Annotated in this window: 12 protein-coding genes; 4 read left to right on the top strand and 8 right to left on the bottom strand. The window is 69.2% G+C overall.

Annotated features, from left to right (window positions below; translation table 11 throughout):
* Positions 1-2 precede the first annotated feature (2 nt).
* The gene (locus ACIQK7_RS09095) at positions 3-866 is read left to right on the top strand and encodes an RDD family protein (RefSeq protein WP_403023581.1); all 864 of its coding nucleotides are present in this window, start codon (positions 3-5) and stop codon (positions 864-866) included.
* On the opposite strand, the gene ahcY is transcribed toward ACIQK7_RS09095, so the two are convergent.
* Genes ahcY through ACIQK7_RS09080 form a run of 3 tightly spaced genes read right to left on the bottom strand, consistent with a single transcriptional unit; the run spans position 863 to position 3,954 of the window.
* Positions 863-2,323: an adenosylhomocysteinase gene (gene ahcY, locus ACIQK7_RS09090; protein ID WP_403023578.1), complete on the bottom strand. Its 1,461-nt coding sequence runs from the start codon at positions 2,321-2,323 to the stop codon at positions 863-865. The genes ACIQK7_RS09095 and ahcY overlap by 4 nt on opposite strands.
* Positions 2,324-2,332: 9 nt before the next feature.
* Positions 2,333-3,751, bottom strand: a complete 1,419-nt coding sequence (locus ACIQK7_RS09085; protein WP_403023575.1) for a phosphomannomutase/phosphoglucomutase — start codon at positions 3,749-3,751, stop codon at positions 2,333-2,335.
* Positions 3,748-3,954 (bottom strand): DUF3499 family protein, encoded by a 207-nt coding sequence (locus ACIQK7_RS09080; RefSeq protein ID WP_147720613.1) that lies wholly within the window; start codon positions 3,952-3,954, stop codon positions 3,748-3,750. Before ACIQK7_RS09080 ends, ACIQK7_RS09085 begins: the two co-directional genes overlap by 4 nt.
* A 24-nt stretch (positions 3,955-3,978) precedes the next feature.
* Here ACIQK7_RS09080 and ACIQK7_RS09075 point away from each other — a divergent pair, with 24 nt between their 5' ends.
* Positions 3,979-4,413, top strand: coding sequence for a metallopeptidase family protein (locus ACIQK7_RS09075; protein ID WP_403023572.1), 435 nt, complete (start codon positions 3,979-3,981; stop codon positions 4,411-4,413).
* A 29-nt stretch (positions 4,414-4,442) separates the two neighbouring features.
* Here the strand turns inward: ACIQK7_RS09075 and ACIQK7_RS09070 are convergent, their stop codons facing one another.
* The 3 genes from ACIQK7_RS09070 to ACIQK7_RS09060 all read right to left on the bottom strand — a co-directional run bounded on the left by ACIQK7_RS09070 (position 4,443) and on the right by ACIQK7_RS09060 (position 9,272).
* A complete protein-coding gene (locus tag ACIQK7_RS09070; RefSeq protein ID WP_403023569.1) occupies positions 4,443-6,026 on the bottom strand; it encodes a DUF5719 family protein in 1,584 nt (527 codons plus the stop codon).
* The gene (locus tag ACIQK7_RS09065) at positions 6,019-8,874 is read right to left on the bottom strand and encodes a glycosyltransferase (RefSeq protein WP_403023568.1); all 2,856 of its coding nucleotides are present in this window, start codon (positions 8,872-8,874) and stop codon (positions 6,019-6,021) included. The genes ACIQK7_RS09070 and ACIQK7_RS09065 overlap by 8 nt, the downstream gene beginning before the upstream one ends.
* Positions 8,875-8,945: 71 nt before the next feature.
* The gene (locus tag ACIQK7_RS09060) at positions 8,946-9,272 is read right to left on the bottom strand and encodes a WhiB family transcriptional regulator (RefSeq protein WP_403023565.1); all 327 of its coding nucleotides are present in this window, start codon (positions 9,270-9,272) and stop codon (positions 8,946-8,948) included.
* Positions 9,273-9,652: 380 nt separating this feature from the next.
* On the opposite strand from ACIQK7_RS09060, the gene ACIQK7_RS09055 reads away from it, so the two are divergent.
* Entirely contained in the window at positions 9,653-10,606 is a 954-nt protein-coding gene (locus ACIQK7_RS09055) for a GlxA family transcriptional regulator (RefSeq protein ID WP_403023563.1), read from the top strand.
* 9 nt (positions 10,607-10,615) lie between these two features.
* Here ACIQK7_RS09055 and manA read toward each other — a convergent pair whose 3' ends face one another.
* Positions 10,616-11,740 carry a mannose-6-phosphate isomerase, class I gene (manA, locus tag ACIQK7_RS09050; protein WP_403023561.1) on the bottom strand — a complete coding sequence of 375 codons (1,125 nt, stop codon included), beginning with the start codon at positions 11,738-11,740 and terminating at the stop codon, positions 10,616-10,618.
* Between the two features lie 95 nt (positions 11,741-11,835).
* Between manA and ACIQK7_RS09045 the strand changes: the two genes are divergently transcribed.
* Positions 11,836-13,212, top strand: a complete 1,377-nt coding sequence (locus ACIQK7_RS09045; protein WP_403023558.1) for an O-antigen ligase family protein — start codon at positions 11,836-11,838, stop codon at positions 13,210-13,212.
* Positions 13,213-13,215: 3 nt separating this feature from the next.
* On the opposite strand, the gene gmd is transcribed toward ACIQK7_RS09045, so the two are convergent.
* Positions 13,216-14,199: a GDP-mannose 4,6-dehydratase gene (gene gmd / locus ACIQK7_RS09040; protein WP_403023555.1), complete on the bottom strand. Its 984-nt coding sequence runs from the start codon at positions 14,197-14,199 to the stop codon at positions 13,216-13,218.
* Between the last annotated feature and the right edge of the window lie 12 nt (positions 14,200-14,211).

Below are 14,211 nucleotides of genomic sequence, written 5' to 3'. Positions count from 1 at the left end.
GCATGTCGACGGAGCCCGCTGCAGCATCCGCCACCACGGTCGTGGAACCCCACCTCGACGAGGAACTCATCACGGGCGAAGCCGTCGCGCTTGACCTGCGCCCCGCCGACTTCATCCTGCGCGCTGCCGGCGCGATCATCGACTGGGTCACCTACCTCCTCGTCTTCCTCGGGGTCACCCTCGTCGTGTCGATGCCCGTCGTCGGCGATCTCCTCGACGAGGCCACGCGCACCGCGATCTCGATCGTGCTGCTCGTCGTGTGCGTCGTCGGGATTCCGACGACGGTCGAGACGCTCACGCAGGGGCGCTCCCTCGGCAAGCTCGCGGTCGGCGCGCGCATCGTGCGTGACGATGGCGGATCGATCAGCTTTCGCCACGCCCTCACCCGCTCGCTCGTTGGCGTCGTCGAACTGTTCCTCACCTTCGGCGGCATCGCCACGATTGTCGCCATCCTGCACCCGCGATCCAAGCGGCTCGGCGACCTGCTCGCGGGCACCTACAGCCAGCACGAACGCGTGTCGAAGGAGACGCCTCCCGTCTACGGCGTGCCGCTCGAGCTCGCCGACTGGGCACGTACCGCGGACGTCGCGCGGATGCCAGGAGGACTCTCCCGACGCATCGCCCAGTTCCTGCGCCAGGCGGCCGGGCACTCCGAGCAGTCGCGCCGCCGCATCGCCGCCGACCTTGCGCGCGAAGCGAGCCGCTTCGTCTCACCGATGCCGGAGTGCGACGCGGAGGTCTTCCTCGCGGGGGTGGCGGCCGTGCGTCGCGATCGCGAGTACCGTGCGCTGCAGGCCGAGCGCGAGCGCATGGCCGCGCTCGACCCCGTACTGAAGGGGCTCCCGAACGGATTCCCCGACCGCTAGTAGCGGTAGTGGTCGACCTTGTAGGGGCCCTCGACGCTCACGCCGATGTACGCCGCCTGTTCGGGCGTCAGCGCCGTGAGCTTCACCCCGAGCGCGTCGAGGTGCAGCCGCGCGACCTTCTCGTCGAGGTGCTTGGGCAGCACATACACCTGCTTCTCGTAGCGCTCCGCGTGCGCGAAGAGCTCGATCTGCGCCAGCACCTGGTTGGTGAAGGAGTTGCTCATGACGAACGACGGATGCCCCGTGGCGTTGCCGAGGTTCATGAGTCGCCCCTCGCTGAGGATCAGGATGCTGCGCCCGCTCGGCATGCGCCACTCGTGCACCTGCGGCTTGATCTCGACCCGCTCGGCGCCGTCGAGTCGCTCGAGGCCCGCCATGTCGATCTCGTTGTCGAAGTGGCCGACATTGGCGACGATCGCAAGGTGCTTGAGCCCCTGCAGGTGCTCGACCGTCACGACATCCTTGTTGCCGGTGCCCGTCACGACGATGTCGACCTGGTCGATGACCGAGTCAAGCGTCGTGACCTGGTAGCCGTCCATCGCGGCCTGGAGCGCGCAGATGGGGTCGACCTCACTCACGATGACGCGGGCCCCCTGGCCGCGGAGCGCCTCGGCGGCACCCTTGCCGACGTCGCCATAGCCGCAGACGAAGGCGACCTTGCCGCCGATCAGCACATCCGTCGCCCGGTTGAGGCCGTCGGGCAGGGAGTGGCGGATGCCGTACTTGTTGTCGAACTTCGACTTTGTGACGGAGTCGTTGACGTTGATGGCCGCGAACTGCAGCTCGCCGTCACGGGCGAGCTCGTAGAGGCGGTGCACGCCCGTCGTCGTCTCCTCCGTCACGCCCTGGATCTCGGCCGCGATGCGGGTCCAGCGGTCGCCGCTCGACGCGAGGGAGCGGCGCAGGGTGTCGAGGATGACGGTCCACTCGTGGGGGTCGCCCGCCGCGGCATCCGGAACCGCGCCCGCGAGCTCGAACTCGCGGCCCTTGTGCACGAGGAGGGTGGCGTCACCCCCGTCGTCGAGGATCATGTTGGGGCCGATCCAGTCGGCGCCCGCGGCGGATGCCTCGGCCGACCAGTCGAAGATGCGCTCCGTGCACGCCCAGTACTCCTCAAGCGTCTCGCCCTTCCACGCGAAGACGGGGACCCCGTTCGGCGACTCGACAGTGCCGTCGCCGACGACGATCGCGGCGGCCGCCTCATCCTGCGTCGAGAAGATGTTGCAACTCGCCCACCGCACCTGGGCACCGAGGGCCACGAGCGTCTCGATCAGCACCGCGGTCTGCACCGTCATGTGGAGGCTGCCGGCGATGCGCGCGCCCGCGAGCGGCTTGCTCTCTCCGAACTCCTCGCGGAGGGCCATGAGGCCGGGCATCTCGTTCTCGGCGAGGCGGAGCTGGTGTCGGCCGGCCTCGGCGAGGCTCAGGTCGGCGACCTTGAAGTCGAAAGAAGGCATCCGCCGATTCTACTGGCGAATGAGCGCGAGCACCTGGTCGCGGATGCGCTCCATCTCGGGCTCCGTCTCGGCTTCGACGTTGAGGCGCAGGAGCGGCTCCGTGTTGGAGGGACGCACGTTGAACCACCAGAAGCCAGCGTCGGATGCCCCACTGACGGTGAGCCCGTCGAGTTCGTCGAAGTCGCCCACGTTGGTGAAGGCGTCGACGACGCGCGTGTATGCGCCCGGCACGTCGGTGACGGTCGAGTTGATCTCGCCGCTCTGGAAGTAGGGGTTGAAGCGGCGGGCGAACTGCGACAGCGGGGCGTCCTGCGCCCCGAACTCCGCGAGGAGGTGCATCGCCGCGAGCATGCCGTTGTCGGCGCCCCAGAAGTCCCTGAAGTAGTAGTGCGCCGAGTGCTCGCCGCCGAAGACGGCGCCCGTCGCGGCCATCTCGTCCTTGATGAGCGAGTGGCCGACGCGCGTGCGCACGGCCGTGGCACCGGCATCCTCGATCGTTTCCTTCACGAAGCGCGAGGTGATGAGGTTGTGGATGACCGTGACGTGCTCGTCTGGGTTCGCCGCCCGCACGCGGTCGATCTCGCGGAGCGCGACGACCGCGGCCACCGCCGAGGGCGTGACGGGCGCGCCCTTCTCGTCGACGACGAAGCAGCGGTCGGCGTCGCCGTCGAAGGCGAGGCCGAGGTCGGCCTGCTCCGCGACGACGGCCGCCTGGAGGTCAACGAGGTTGGCGGGCTCGAGCGGGTTCGCCTCGTGGTTGGGGAACGTGCCATCGAGCTCGAAGTAGAGCGGGATGACCTCGATTGGCAGTTCAGGAAGCCCGGCGGCAGTGCCCAGCACGGCCGGCACCGTGAGGCCGCCCATGCCGTTGCCAGCGTCGACGACGACGCGCAGGGGCCGGGTCGATGAGAGGTCGACGAGCGAACGGAGGTAGGCGGCATAGTCGGCGAGCACGTCCTGCTCCCGCTGCGATCCCGGCTGCGAGACTGGGGTGATGCCCGACTCGAGGTAGGCCGTCGCCCGGTCACGGATGCCACGCAGGCCCGTGTCGAAGCTGATGCCCTGCGCGCCAGCCCGGCTGAACTTGATGCCGTTGTAGGTCGCCGGGTTGTGGCTCGCTGTGAACATCGCGGCGGGCGCATCGAGGGCACCGGAGGCGAAGTAGGTCTGGTCGGTCGAGCAGAGTCCGATCAGCACGACGTTGCCGCCGCGGGCGCGCGCACCCGCCGAGAAGGCCGCCGCGAAGCGGGGCGAGGAGTCGCGCATGTCGTGGCCGACGATGACGTCGCCACCCGCGGCATCCACCTCGTCGACGAACGCAGCACCGAGCGCCTCGACAACCTCATCCGTCAACTGGCTGCCCACCAGGCCGCGAACGTCGTAGGCCTTGATGAACGGGGAGAGGTCAACGGGCTGTGCGGCGCTCATGCTCCCAAAGCTACATGACGGATGACCTGCCACCCCTGCGGCGCAGAGAGCCGCTCGGAGTGCTTCTCGCAGAGGTCGTAGGTGTGCGGTTCCGACTTCTGGCTGAGGGGCCCGAGCACCGCCATCGAGTCGCGATAGTCATAGGTGAGCGTGGAGATCGCCGCGCTCGTGCACGCGACCTTGCTGCAGGGCCGTCCATTCATTTGGCACCAGCCTAGACTGGCGTCATGGCCAGGACCCGCAGCACACGCGCATCGAAGCGCGGAGGGTGGCGCGATCGCCACGGCCGCGGCATGCGCTCATCGGTTGCCGGCCCATACCTGCCGCCGCTGCACACGCGCATCGATGTCTTCGACATGACCGTCGCATCCGCGGCTGGCTACCTTCGCGAGCTCTGGCCCGAGGAGCTGGCACACACCCGCTTCGAGGTGGCCTCCGTGCCTGGCGAGGCGAGCGGCGACGCGGTGGCCCGCTGGTCGGTCTTTCCCTCTCAGCAGCGCATCGTGCTCTACCGGCTGCCGATCGAGCGGATGGCGCGGCTGCACCGCGACGACGAGGCCCACCGCCGCATGGCGATCGAGAGCTGCGTCTTCCGCGCCGTCGCGGAGCTGCTGGGCAAGGATCCGTGGGACCTCGCCCCCGACCGCTTCCGCCACTTCTGAAGCGGGAGAGGCGGGCGGATGCCCCGTGGCTAGGGGTAGACGACGATGGGTGTCGACCCTGGGGCCCTCGGGCTCACGGTCTGCGCAGTGATCGTGCCGGAACCGCTGTAGTCGATGCCGACCTGCAGTTGCTCAAATCCCTCGAGCGCGTAGGTCGCCTGCTGGGCGACCGGCACTGAGGTCGCCGACCGGGCGGCAACCGTGATGGTGCGCTCGTTGTCACCCCGCTTGAGCAGCACCTCCACCTCCTCATCGCTCGGGTTGTACAGGCTCATGACGGGATTGACGCCGCGAGCGACCGCGACCAGGGCGCGTTCCTCGAGGGCCTCGACGCTGGACAGCCAGGAGAAGTCGTTCGCGCCGTCCTCATCCACCGTCGCGACCCGTACGCCCGCGACCAGCGGCACGTCGGAGGTGATGACGGCGACGAAGCGGCCCGCCTCGAACTCGCTCATGGGAAGCTCGGTGACGCGTCCGGGGTCAAGGGTCACGGTCACGTCGACCGGATCCTCCTTGCTCGCAGCGCCGTCCCGGCCGACGGGGACCATGGTCACGACGGCGTGCGCCTGCTCATCGCCGGGCACGAACATCCGCAGGGCCGCGTTGAGATCGAGGTAGTCCTCGCCCGCGATGGCTTCCTCGAGTTCCTCGTGGTCGGGGAACACGATGCCGGGGATGGCGAGTTCGGTGGATGGCGCCGCCGAGGCCGTGATGAAGTCGAGGCCGCCCGGCTCGAGGGTGCGCACGGTGGACTGCTGCAGGCTGGCCGAGACGAGCGCGCCCTCGCTCTGCACTCGCACAACAGGAGATGACAGGCCGGGCGTGAGGCCTGCGAGCGAGTAGACGCGGTGCTCCCCCGGCGCGATCGCGATGCCGGCGGTGCCGGGAGCCGTCACGATGCCGGCATCCGAGTGGACCGTGATCTCGACGGTCGCCGCCACCTCGCCGGGGTTGACGATCGTGAGCAGGGTCGTGCGGCCCGTCGTCGTCGCGCCGCCGACGAGCCAGATGTCATCACTCGGCTCGAGGCATTCGGCCGCCGCCGCGCCCACGAAGTCGCCGCGCGCGACGGACTGGGACTGGCTCGCGGCAAGGAGCTCCTGCTCGCCCTCGCCCGTCTCGAGCGAGACGATGCTTGACCCGGCACCCTGGCCGAGCGCATCCCGCGAGAAGAGCTCGTCGGCGTCGCCGCCCGTGGTGCCGCTTGTGACGACGGGCTCGCCGAGCGCCGACGCCGTGGTCGCCTGGGCTCCCGTGTCGTCACCGAGCCGCAGCAGGGGGCCAGCGCAGACCCGCTCCTGATGCGCCGCGACGGGGGTGACGAGGAGCGAACGTGGCTCCGCCGTGAGGGCCGGGAGGGGCAGCGCGACGGTCGCGGTAAGCACGACGGCGGCCGCCGCGATGCCGATCACGCCCGTCGCGATGCGCGCCGAGGCGATCGCGGCACCCTTGACCGTGCGAGGGGCGCGCGGAGTGGGCGCCGTCGGGGTCGGCTCGTCGAGGTCCTCGTGCACGGGCATCCGCCAGTCGCCTCGCGGGCTTGCGCTGAGGTCGATGTCGCCGCTGTCGTCAGCGCCTGTGCCCGGTGTCGTCTCGTCGTGTCGCTCAGTCATCGAGATCCTCATCGAAGGTCGTGGCCGGGCCCTCGTCGAGCGTTTGCATCCGCGGCTTCGCGTGTCGCCGCGTCGGCACGGCGAGCAGCAACACGATGAGCGCGACGCCGCCCTGCACGCCGAGCACGACGCGCCCCTCAAGCGTGTCGAGGTTGCCGACACGCGTCTCCGGCTCGGCGGAGGGCCGTTCGGTGACTCGCCAGAGCAGGCCCACATCGGTCTGGCCGACCGCCGTGACGTCCGCTCGTCCGTCGAGGGAATCACTCGTGCGCTGCGCGACCGCCGTGGCCGCATGCTCACTCGACTCCCCCGCGGCGAGCACGACGAAGCCGATGAAGAGGCGCTCGAAGTCTGACTGCGGCTCGTAGTCACCGCGGGAGGCAAGGTTGCCCGCGAGCTCGGCGAGGGTCTCCTCGTCGCTCGTGACCTCCTGTGCCGTGGATGCGAGTGTCGACTGCGCGTCGAGTGTCGCGCCCGTGCCGCGCTGGAGGTTCGCCAGCAGGGCTCCCTCAGCCGTGGGCGTCAGCACGAGCGTGCCGATCTGGGGGGACGTGCGCGCCTCGGCGTCGACGACGGCGGGCACGAGACGACCGTCACTCGCGTGGATGCGCGCCGTGCCGAGATGCATCGCGAGCAGTTGCGGCATCGCCACGGCGAGCACGGCGACGGATGCCACCACGCCGGCGACCCCCGCGAGGCGACCCCTGCGCTCGGCCACCGCCAGCCCCTCGAGTGCCACTACGACGGCTCCGAGCAGGCCCAACCAGAAGAGGGACAGCCCGCTTCCGGGCCAGATCGGCACGGCGGTGTCGCCGAGACCCGTGACCATGACGCGAGACCCCGCGACGGCCGTGACGAGGCCGAGGAGCGCGACCGCGAGGGCCGGCACCGAACGGCGCGTTCCGGGCAGCATGAGCGAGAGCAGCGCGAGCACCGCGATGGGGGCCAGGAGCGCGGCGACGGTGATGTGGGCCGCCGTGCCGGGAAGCGAAAGCCTCGACACTGCGTCGGCCCAGCCGCCGAGTCCCTCGCTCGGGCTGAAGAGGGCCAGGTGCCAACCCGAGGTGGCGCCGGCAATCGTCGGCGCACCGGGGTCGGCGAACAGTGCCAGCGGGGTGCCGCGCAGGAACTGCTCGATCGCGAGCGGTGCGAAGAGCACGACGGCGAGCACCGGCACGCCGATGAGCCGCGGGATGCTGCGGGGGTTGCCGACCATCCAGGCGATCCAGCCGAGCAGGAGACCCGGTGCCAGCACGGGCGTGCACGCGGCGATGACGGCGAAGAGCAGTGTCGCGGTGGCCGACGCCGAGATCGAGCGCGCGCCTTTAAGCAGCGCGAGCACGAACCAGGGCAGGAGGATGTGGGAGATCACGGCGCCGAGGTGGCCGCTCATGAGCGATGCGACGAATGGCGGCGCGATCGCCCACAGCACGGAGGCGACGAGGGGGATCCAGGGCGAGCGGGTGAGACGTCGCGCGGCGAACCAGGCCGTCGCGGAGGCCAGAGGCAGCGCCAGCACGTGCAGCGCAAGGATGCTGAGGGAGGGGTTCCAGAAGGTGAGGGACGCGATTACCGTGAGCACGGCGGCGAAGGGGTCAGCAGGGCCGAAGAAGCCCGTGCCGATGTCGCGCCAGCCCACCCCGACGTTCGACCAGAGGTCGCCGATGGTCGGGCTGAGCGGCAGGAGCCCGCCACCCATGACCGCCTGCGCGCCGAGGAGCGGCATGAACATGATGACGCCCGCGATCGCCGCGAACACGGCCACCCAGAGGCCTCCCCCGCCGAGATAGCCGATGCGGGGGTCATCCACGGTGGCGCCCGAGGCCGAGAAGGCCTCGCGCGCCTGCCCACGGCGTTCGCGCACCTCGGCCACCGTCACGCGCAGGGGTGCGATCGCCGACCAGCCGAGACGCTTGCCGCGTGCCAGGTTGCGACGAGCACCCGCGACCCTGCCGTCGAAGGCCGCCGTGAACGCGGCCGCGAATTCTCCCGGGATGCGCCCCGGCCGCTTGGCGAGCAGGTGCCAGACGCTGCGCAGCAGCGCGAGGGGCAGCAGACTCAGCCAGTGGATCGGTATCGCGGGAGCGGGGGCGTACACCAGCCGGCGATGCAGCTGCGCGACCCGCGCCAGGCGAGCGCGTCGGGCGGGCGAGAGCACCTCGTTCCCGAGGATCTCGGGAGCGCCGATCGACGAGACCTTGGCGGCCGGCACGACAATGACGCGATGCCCGGCCAGTCTCGCGCGCACGCACAGATCGAGGCCGGAGTCGATCCCGGGGAGTCCCGGGTCGAAGCCGCCCAGCTGTTCGAAGACGCTACGACGCACGAGCATGCCGGTCGCGGCAACACCGAGCACGTCCTCCGACACGTCATGCTGCGCCTGGTCGAGCTCGCCCTGCACGAGGGAGACGGATGCGCCGAGCGAGGTCATCGACTGGCCGAAGTCGGCGATGACATCCGGTCGTGACCAATCCATGACCTTGGGGCCGGCCACCGCGACGGAGGGGGCGATCTCGACTGCGGCGAGGAGTCGCTCGAGCGTCTCCGGGCGCGGCGCACTGTCGTGGGCGAGTAGCCAGAGCCACTCGGCCTCGGGGTCTTCGGACTGCTCTGCCCCCACGGCGTGTCCCACCGCTGCACCGAAGGTGGTCGGCGCCTTCAGCGGAAGCGCCGTGAGTCTGGTCGGCCCGAAGGCGGCGAGCATGGCTTCGCTCGAGTCCTGCGACCCCGCATCGACCGCGACGACCACGTCGGGGGCGCGAGTCTGCGCCTTGAGTGCGGCGAGGGTTCGCTCGAGGGTGTCGCTCCCATCACGGGCGACAAGCACGGCGGTGACTCTCTGGCGCATCTGTTCGAGACTACGTGTTGACCGGGAACCCGGCGTCAAGACACGCAGGAGCGGCGGGGCGCGTCAGTTCGTCAGACCGCACGCTTGCGGAGCTTGCGCCGCTCACGCTCGGAGAGACCGCCCCAGATACCGAAGCGCTCGTCGTTGGCGAGCGCGTATTCGAGGCACTGCACGCGAACCTCGCACGACGTGCAGATCTTCTTGGCGTCGCGGGTCGAGCCGCCCTTCTCCGGGAAGAAGGCTTCGGGGTCGGTCTGGGCGCAGAGCGAGTCTGCCTGCCAGGCGAGCGCGTTGTCTTCGTCATCCGCCGTGGGACGACGCACTCCGGGGACCCCGAGTGACACCGGGTCCACGAACCAGTCGTCGGGGACTCCCCTCCGCTGTAGGTCCGGCGCCATATCACACTCTCCCCTCGGCCCTGCGTGCGACGTGCGCGAAAAACGCACTGCAGTAATTACACCCGTGTAGTTCGCGTGAGTCAAGTCGCAAATCGTAAAGCCTCAAGTGCTCCTAGAGAGTTTACGGCGCGCCACGGGATTGTCACGATCCGTCACCGGATGTGCTCGCTCCCCCGTCTCGCGCCCCATCGCCGGGGCGGAATGCGGTGGTAACCATCGCTCCCGAGCGCTCGTACGGTCGCAGCAATGCTGGCTGCGACTATGACACCCAATCCTGCCATCACAATCTCCATGGCAGTAACGCTATGTATGGACAAATTCCGCCACGAGCGGCAGAATGCCAATGATCATCGAAATCACGCCAAGCGTCAGGAACCGCCATGTTGAAGAAGGTCGTCCTCCTCGTCCCGCCCGGCACAACCCCCTTTGAGTTCGGGGTCATCTGCGAGGTCTTCGGCATCGATCGCAGTGAGACGGGCGGCCCCAGTTTCGACTTCGCCATCGCGACCGCGCGGCCGGGCCCCGTGCGTACGAGCCTCGGCTTCGAGATGCTCATCGAGCAGGACCTCTCCGTCGCCGCCGAGGCCGACCTGATCGCGGTTCCCGCCCACGCCTTCGGCGACTACGACCCCGCCTACCTCGACGTGCTGCGCGCGGCCGAGCAACGGGGCGCCTGGGTGCTCAGCGTCTGCTCCGGCGCGTTCATGTTGGCCGAGGCGGGCATCCTCGACGGTCGCCGCAGCACGACCCACTGGATGTACACGGAACGGCTAGCGCGGGACTTCCCCTCCACCACGGTCGACCGCGATGTGCTCTTCGTCTCCGACGGCAAGGTCGTCACGGGCGCAGGCACCGCCGCTGGCATCGATGCTGCCCTGCACATCGTTCGCACGGAGCTCGGCGCCGCCAAAGCCAACGTCGTGGCGCGACGCATGGTCGTGCCGCCCCAGCGTGACGGCGGCCAGGCGCAGTTCATCGGCAACCCGGTGCCCGAGTGCGCGAGCGACTCCTTCGCCCCGATCGCCGACTGGATGCTCGAGAATTTGAGCGAGGAGCTCTCCATCGCCGACCTGGCACGGCGGGCCCTCATGTCCCCCCGCACCTTCGCACGACGCTTCCGCGCCGAGATGGGCGCAACCCCGGCGGCCTGGCTCAACAGGCAACGGCTCCTGCGGGCCCAACAGTTGCTCGAGGCAAGCGAGGAGAGCCTCGAGACGATCGCGGCAGAGTGCGGCTTCGGCGCAGCATCCGTCATGCGCCACCACTTCGCGAAGACACTGAAGACGACCCCGACCGCCTACCGCAAGATGTTCGCGCCACGCGAAGCGGGCTGAGCGGGCCGGTCACCTCTTCGAGGCGACCACAACCTCCCCGTGTGGCGCAGCATGCACCCGCGCCGACTCACCGCGGGAGAGGTAGACCGCTTCTCCCTGGGAGAGTGTGAGCTCCGTGGCATCCGTTCGCACTTCGGCGTTCCCAGCGATGCACAGCGCTACCGAGCCACCTGGGGCGACGAACGTCCCTCCCTCGCGCGCCCGCACGAGCTCGAACTCGACGCCATCGGGTCGGAACGCATCGACCCCTGTGTCGACCTGCTCGGGGACGATGCGCGGGGGCGGGCCCGGCGTGAAGTCGAGCACACCCAGGAGCTCGGCGACATCCACGTGCTTGGGCGTGAGCCCACCGCGCAGCACGTTGTCCGATGCCGTCATCAACTCGATGCCCAGGCCGTTCAGGTAGGCATGGATGTTGCCGGCGGGTAGGAAGAGCGCCTCGCCTCGCCGCAGCGCCACCCTGTTCAGCAGTAGGGCGATCACAACGCCGGGATCCCCCGGATACTTGGCTGCGAGCAGGCGTACCGTGTCGGCCGCAGCACCATCCCCTGCCTCGGCGAGTCGCTGCGCCGTGGCGACAAGCTCCTGCACGCCATCGCCCCTCGTGATGAGCCACTCGAAGACATCACGGAGCGGACCGCGTTCGACACGAGCGGCCAGGTCTTCAAGCGACGGGTCGCCATCGGCGAGCTCGCGGATCGCCGCCGACGACTCGACCGGGTCGCGGAAGCCGCACAGCGCCTCGAAGCGCTCGCTGACGGCGAGGATGACCTCGGGTTTCGGCGAACGGTCGCGGTAGTTGCGGTGCGGGGCATCGACGGGGATGCCTGCCGCCTCCTCCCGCTCGAACCCCCGCTGAGCCTGTTCCGCCGTCGGGTGTGCCTGCAGCGAGAGCGGGCTGGCGGCTGCAAGCAGCTTGAGAAGATACGGGAGGTTCTCGCCACCCTCGGCCGCGATGGCCTCGGTGAGCGTGGCATCCGCCCCCACGACCCGCGCCGGGCTCCCCGGATGCGTGCCAAGCCACAACTCCGCCTCAGGCTCACCCGAGGGTTCGACACCTCGAAGCTCGGCGATCGCCGTGCGAGACCCCCACGCATAAGGCCGGGGGTCATTCGTGATGCGGAACAACGGCACACTCCAAGGGGACTTGCACGACGGGTCGGGACTTACCAAAGTACCGTGCCTGGCTCGCCCCCGACGTGTTACGGAGGGGCCGTAGGATCATGGGCATGCCCCGGACCGTTTCCTCACCGCAGCGCGGCGTCGAGGCATACGCCACGCTCGTGCTCTTCACCCTCCTTGCCGGCGATGCCTGGCGCAACTCGATCAGCTGGCTCGGCTGGGGCATCCTCATCGCCGTGCTCGGCGTCATCGGCGCCGTCATGCTCGTGCGTCGCTGGAGGGACATTCGTCCGGACAGTTTCCCCTACCCCCTGCTCGCGTTCCTCGTGCTCGCGACCGCCTCAATCGCCTGGTCGGCCTACCCGCAGTGGACCGCACTCGGCGCCACCGCGCAATGGGTCACGACGGCGGGCGCTGGGCTCCTCGCGCTCGCGCTCGACTGGCGAGCGCTCCTTCGAGTGCTGCGCAGGGCGGTCGCGGCGATCCTGGCGTTCTCCCTCCTCTTCGAACTGGTCGTCGCGATCTTCGTGCGGCAGCCCGTGTTCGCGTTCTTCACCGACTGGAAGGTCGGCGAGGTGCCGATCATGTACGCGTGGTCGCGCGCCGAGCTCTTTACGGGCGGGCCGATCCAGGGCATCGTCGGCAACTCCAGCACGCTCGGCTTCATCGCCCTGCTCGGGCTCATCGTCTTCGGCATCGGCTGGTTCGTCGACCGCGACACCGTCACCTATGCGGATGCCCGGGCCGCCGACGCCACCACGCCGAAGCGTCGCAGCCTCGACACGACCGTGTGGTTCGTCGTCGCCGCCGTGACGGTCGTGCTGACGGCATCCGCCACCATCACGGTCGCGATCGTGGCGTGCCTGCTCGTGCTCGCGCTCGTGCGCCTCATGCACCGCATCCCCTCGGGGCCGCCACGCCTCGCGGCGGGCGCTGCCGCGTTCCTCGTCGCCGGAGCGATCGTGACCGTGGCGATCCTCTTCCGCGACAGCCTGCTCGGCCTACTCGGCAAGAGCGGCGACTTGACGGGCCGCCTCGACAACTGGCGCATCGTCACCGGCCTCGCATCCGAACGCCCCGTCGCGGGCTGGGGCTGGGTCAGCTACTGGGTGCCGTGGGTGGAGCCCTTTGACGGGCTCGTCATCCGCAACGACACGGAACAACTCCACGCCCACAACGCCTGGCTCGATGTCTGGCTGCAGCTCGGCATCATCGGGCTCATGGTCTTCGGCGCCCTCGTGCTGTCGGTCGCGACACGCACCTGGTTCATCGCGCTGGATGGCGCATCCGCGACCCACCGCGGCGACCGCGCACTCTCGCTCCTGCCGATCCTGCTGTTGACCGCCCTGCTCGTGCAGAGCCTCGTCGAGAGCCGTCTCCTGTTGGAGTACGGATGGCTTCTACTCGCCTACCTCGCCTTCGCCACGCGGCGCGTGCACGTCAGCCCGGATGCGCCGGTGCGCTGGATGCCCGTGCGGCGGTAGCCTTCAGCGGCTCGTCTGCCGCTGGTCCTCGATATCGGAGTCGACCATCATCTGCACGAGCTCACGGAAATCGACCTTGGGCTTCCAGCCGAGGGTCTCGCGGGCCTTCGCCGGGTCACCGACCAGCAGGTCGACCTCGGCAGGGCGCATGAAGCGCGGATCCTGCGTGACGTGGCGTTCCCAGTCGGTGATGCCCACGTGCCCGAAGGCAACCTCGAGCAGCTCCCGGATAGTCTGGGTCTCCCCCGTGGCAATCACATAGTCATCGGCCTGCTCCTGCTGCAGCATGAGCCACATCGCCTCGACGTAGTCACCAGCGAAGCCCCAGTCGCGGCTCGCGTCCAGGTTGCCGAGCGCGACCGTCTCTTGCAGCCCTAGCGAGATGCGCGCGACAGCCTGCGTGATCTTGCGGGTCACGAACTCCGGGCCGCGTCGCGGCGACTCATGGTTGAAGAGGATGCCCGACGACGCGTGCATGCCATAGGACTCGCGGTAGTTGATCGTCATGTAGTGCGCGAAGACCTTCGCGACGCCATACGGCGAGCGCGGCCACAGGAGGGTCGACTCCCGCTGGGGAACCTCCTGCACCTTGCCGAACATCTCGGAGCTCGACGCCTGGTAGAAGCGGACATCGTCGAGCTTTGAGCCAGCCCATAGGCGCGTGGCCTCGAGCATGTTGAAGGCGCCCTTGCCTGTGACATCCGATGTCATGGAGGCGTTCTCCCACGAGTAGGCGACGAAGGAGATCGCGCCAAGGTTGTAGACCTCATGGGGCCGCGCTGTCTCGAGGGCACGGAGAAGGCTCGGAAGATCGGTGAGATCACCAAAGATGAGCTTGACCTCGGGAAGGATGCGACGCACCGTGTCGAGCTTGGGGTTGTTCTGCCCCCGCACCAGGCCGTAGACCTCGTAGCCCTTCGAGATGAGCAACTCACCCAGGTAGAGGCCGTCCTGGCCCGTGATTCCTGTGATGAGTGCGCGCTTCATCGGTGTTTCCTC

Origin of the sequence: Salinibacterium sp. GXW1014, assembly GCF_044769865.1 — a bacterium.
Classification (GTDB): Bacteria; Actinomycetota; Actinomycetes; order Actinomycetales; family Microbacteriaceae; genus Homoserinimonas.
The sequence above is the reverse complement of the archived record's forward strand: the minus strand, read 5'-3'. Positions and strand labels throughout refer to the sequence as shown.

Bases quoted from the DNA above. Each gene is read 5' to 3' on its own strand.
- ACIQK7_RS09080 (WP_147720613.1), bottom strand. From the start codon at position 3,954: ATGAATGGACGGCCCTGCAGCAAGGTCGCGTGCACGAGCGCGGCGATC.
- ACIQK7_RS09055 (WP_403023563.1), top strand. From the start codon at position 9,653: ATGTTGAAGAAGGTCGTCCTCCTCGTCCCGCCCGGCACAACCCCCTTT.
- ahcY (WP_403023578.1), bottom strand. From the start codon at position 2,323: ATGCCTTCTTTCGACTTCAAGGTCGCCGACCTGAGCCTCGCCGAGGCC.
- ACIQK7_RS09085 (WP_403023575.1), bottom strand. From the start codon at position 3,751: ATGAGCGCCGCACAGCCCGTTGACCTCTCCCCGTTCATCAAGGCCTAC.
- ACIQK7_RS09075 (WP_403023572.1), top strand. From the start codon at position 3,979: ATGGCCAGGACCCGCAGCACACGCGCATCGAAGCGCGGAGGGTGGCGC.
- ACIQK7_RS09095 (WP_403023581.1), top strand. From the start codon at position 3: ATGTCGACGGAGCCCGCTGCAGCATCCGCCACCACGGTCGTGGAACCC.
- ACIQK7_RS09045 (WP_403023558.1), top strand. From the start codon at position 11,836: ATGCCCCGGACCGTTTCCTCACCGCAGCGCGGCGTCGAGGCATACGCC.
- gmd (WP_403023555.1), bottom strand. From the start codon at position 14,199: ATGAAGCGCGCACTCATCACAGGAATCACGGGCCAGGACGGCCTCTAC.
- ACIQK7_RS09060 (WP_403023565.1), bottom strand. From the start codon at position 9,272: ATGGCGCCGGACCTACAGCGGAGGGGAGTCCCCGACGACTGGTTCGTG.
- ACIQK7_RS09065 (WP_403023568.1), bottom strand. From the start codon at position 8,874: ATGCGCCAGAGAGTCACCGCCGTGCTTGTCGCCCGTGATGGGAGCGAC.
- ACIQK7_RS09070 (WP_403023569.1), bottom strand. From the start codon at position 6,026: ATGACTGAGCGACACGACGAGACGACACCGGGCACAGGCGCTGACGAC.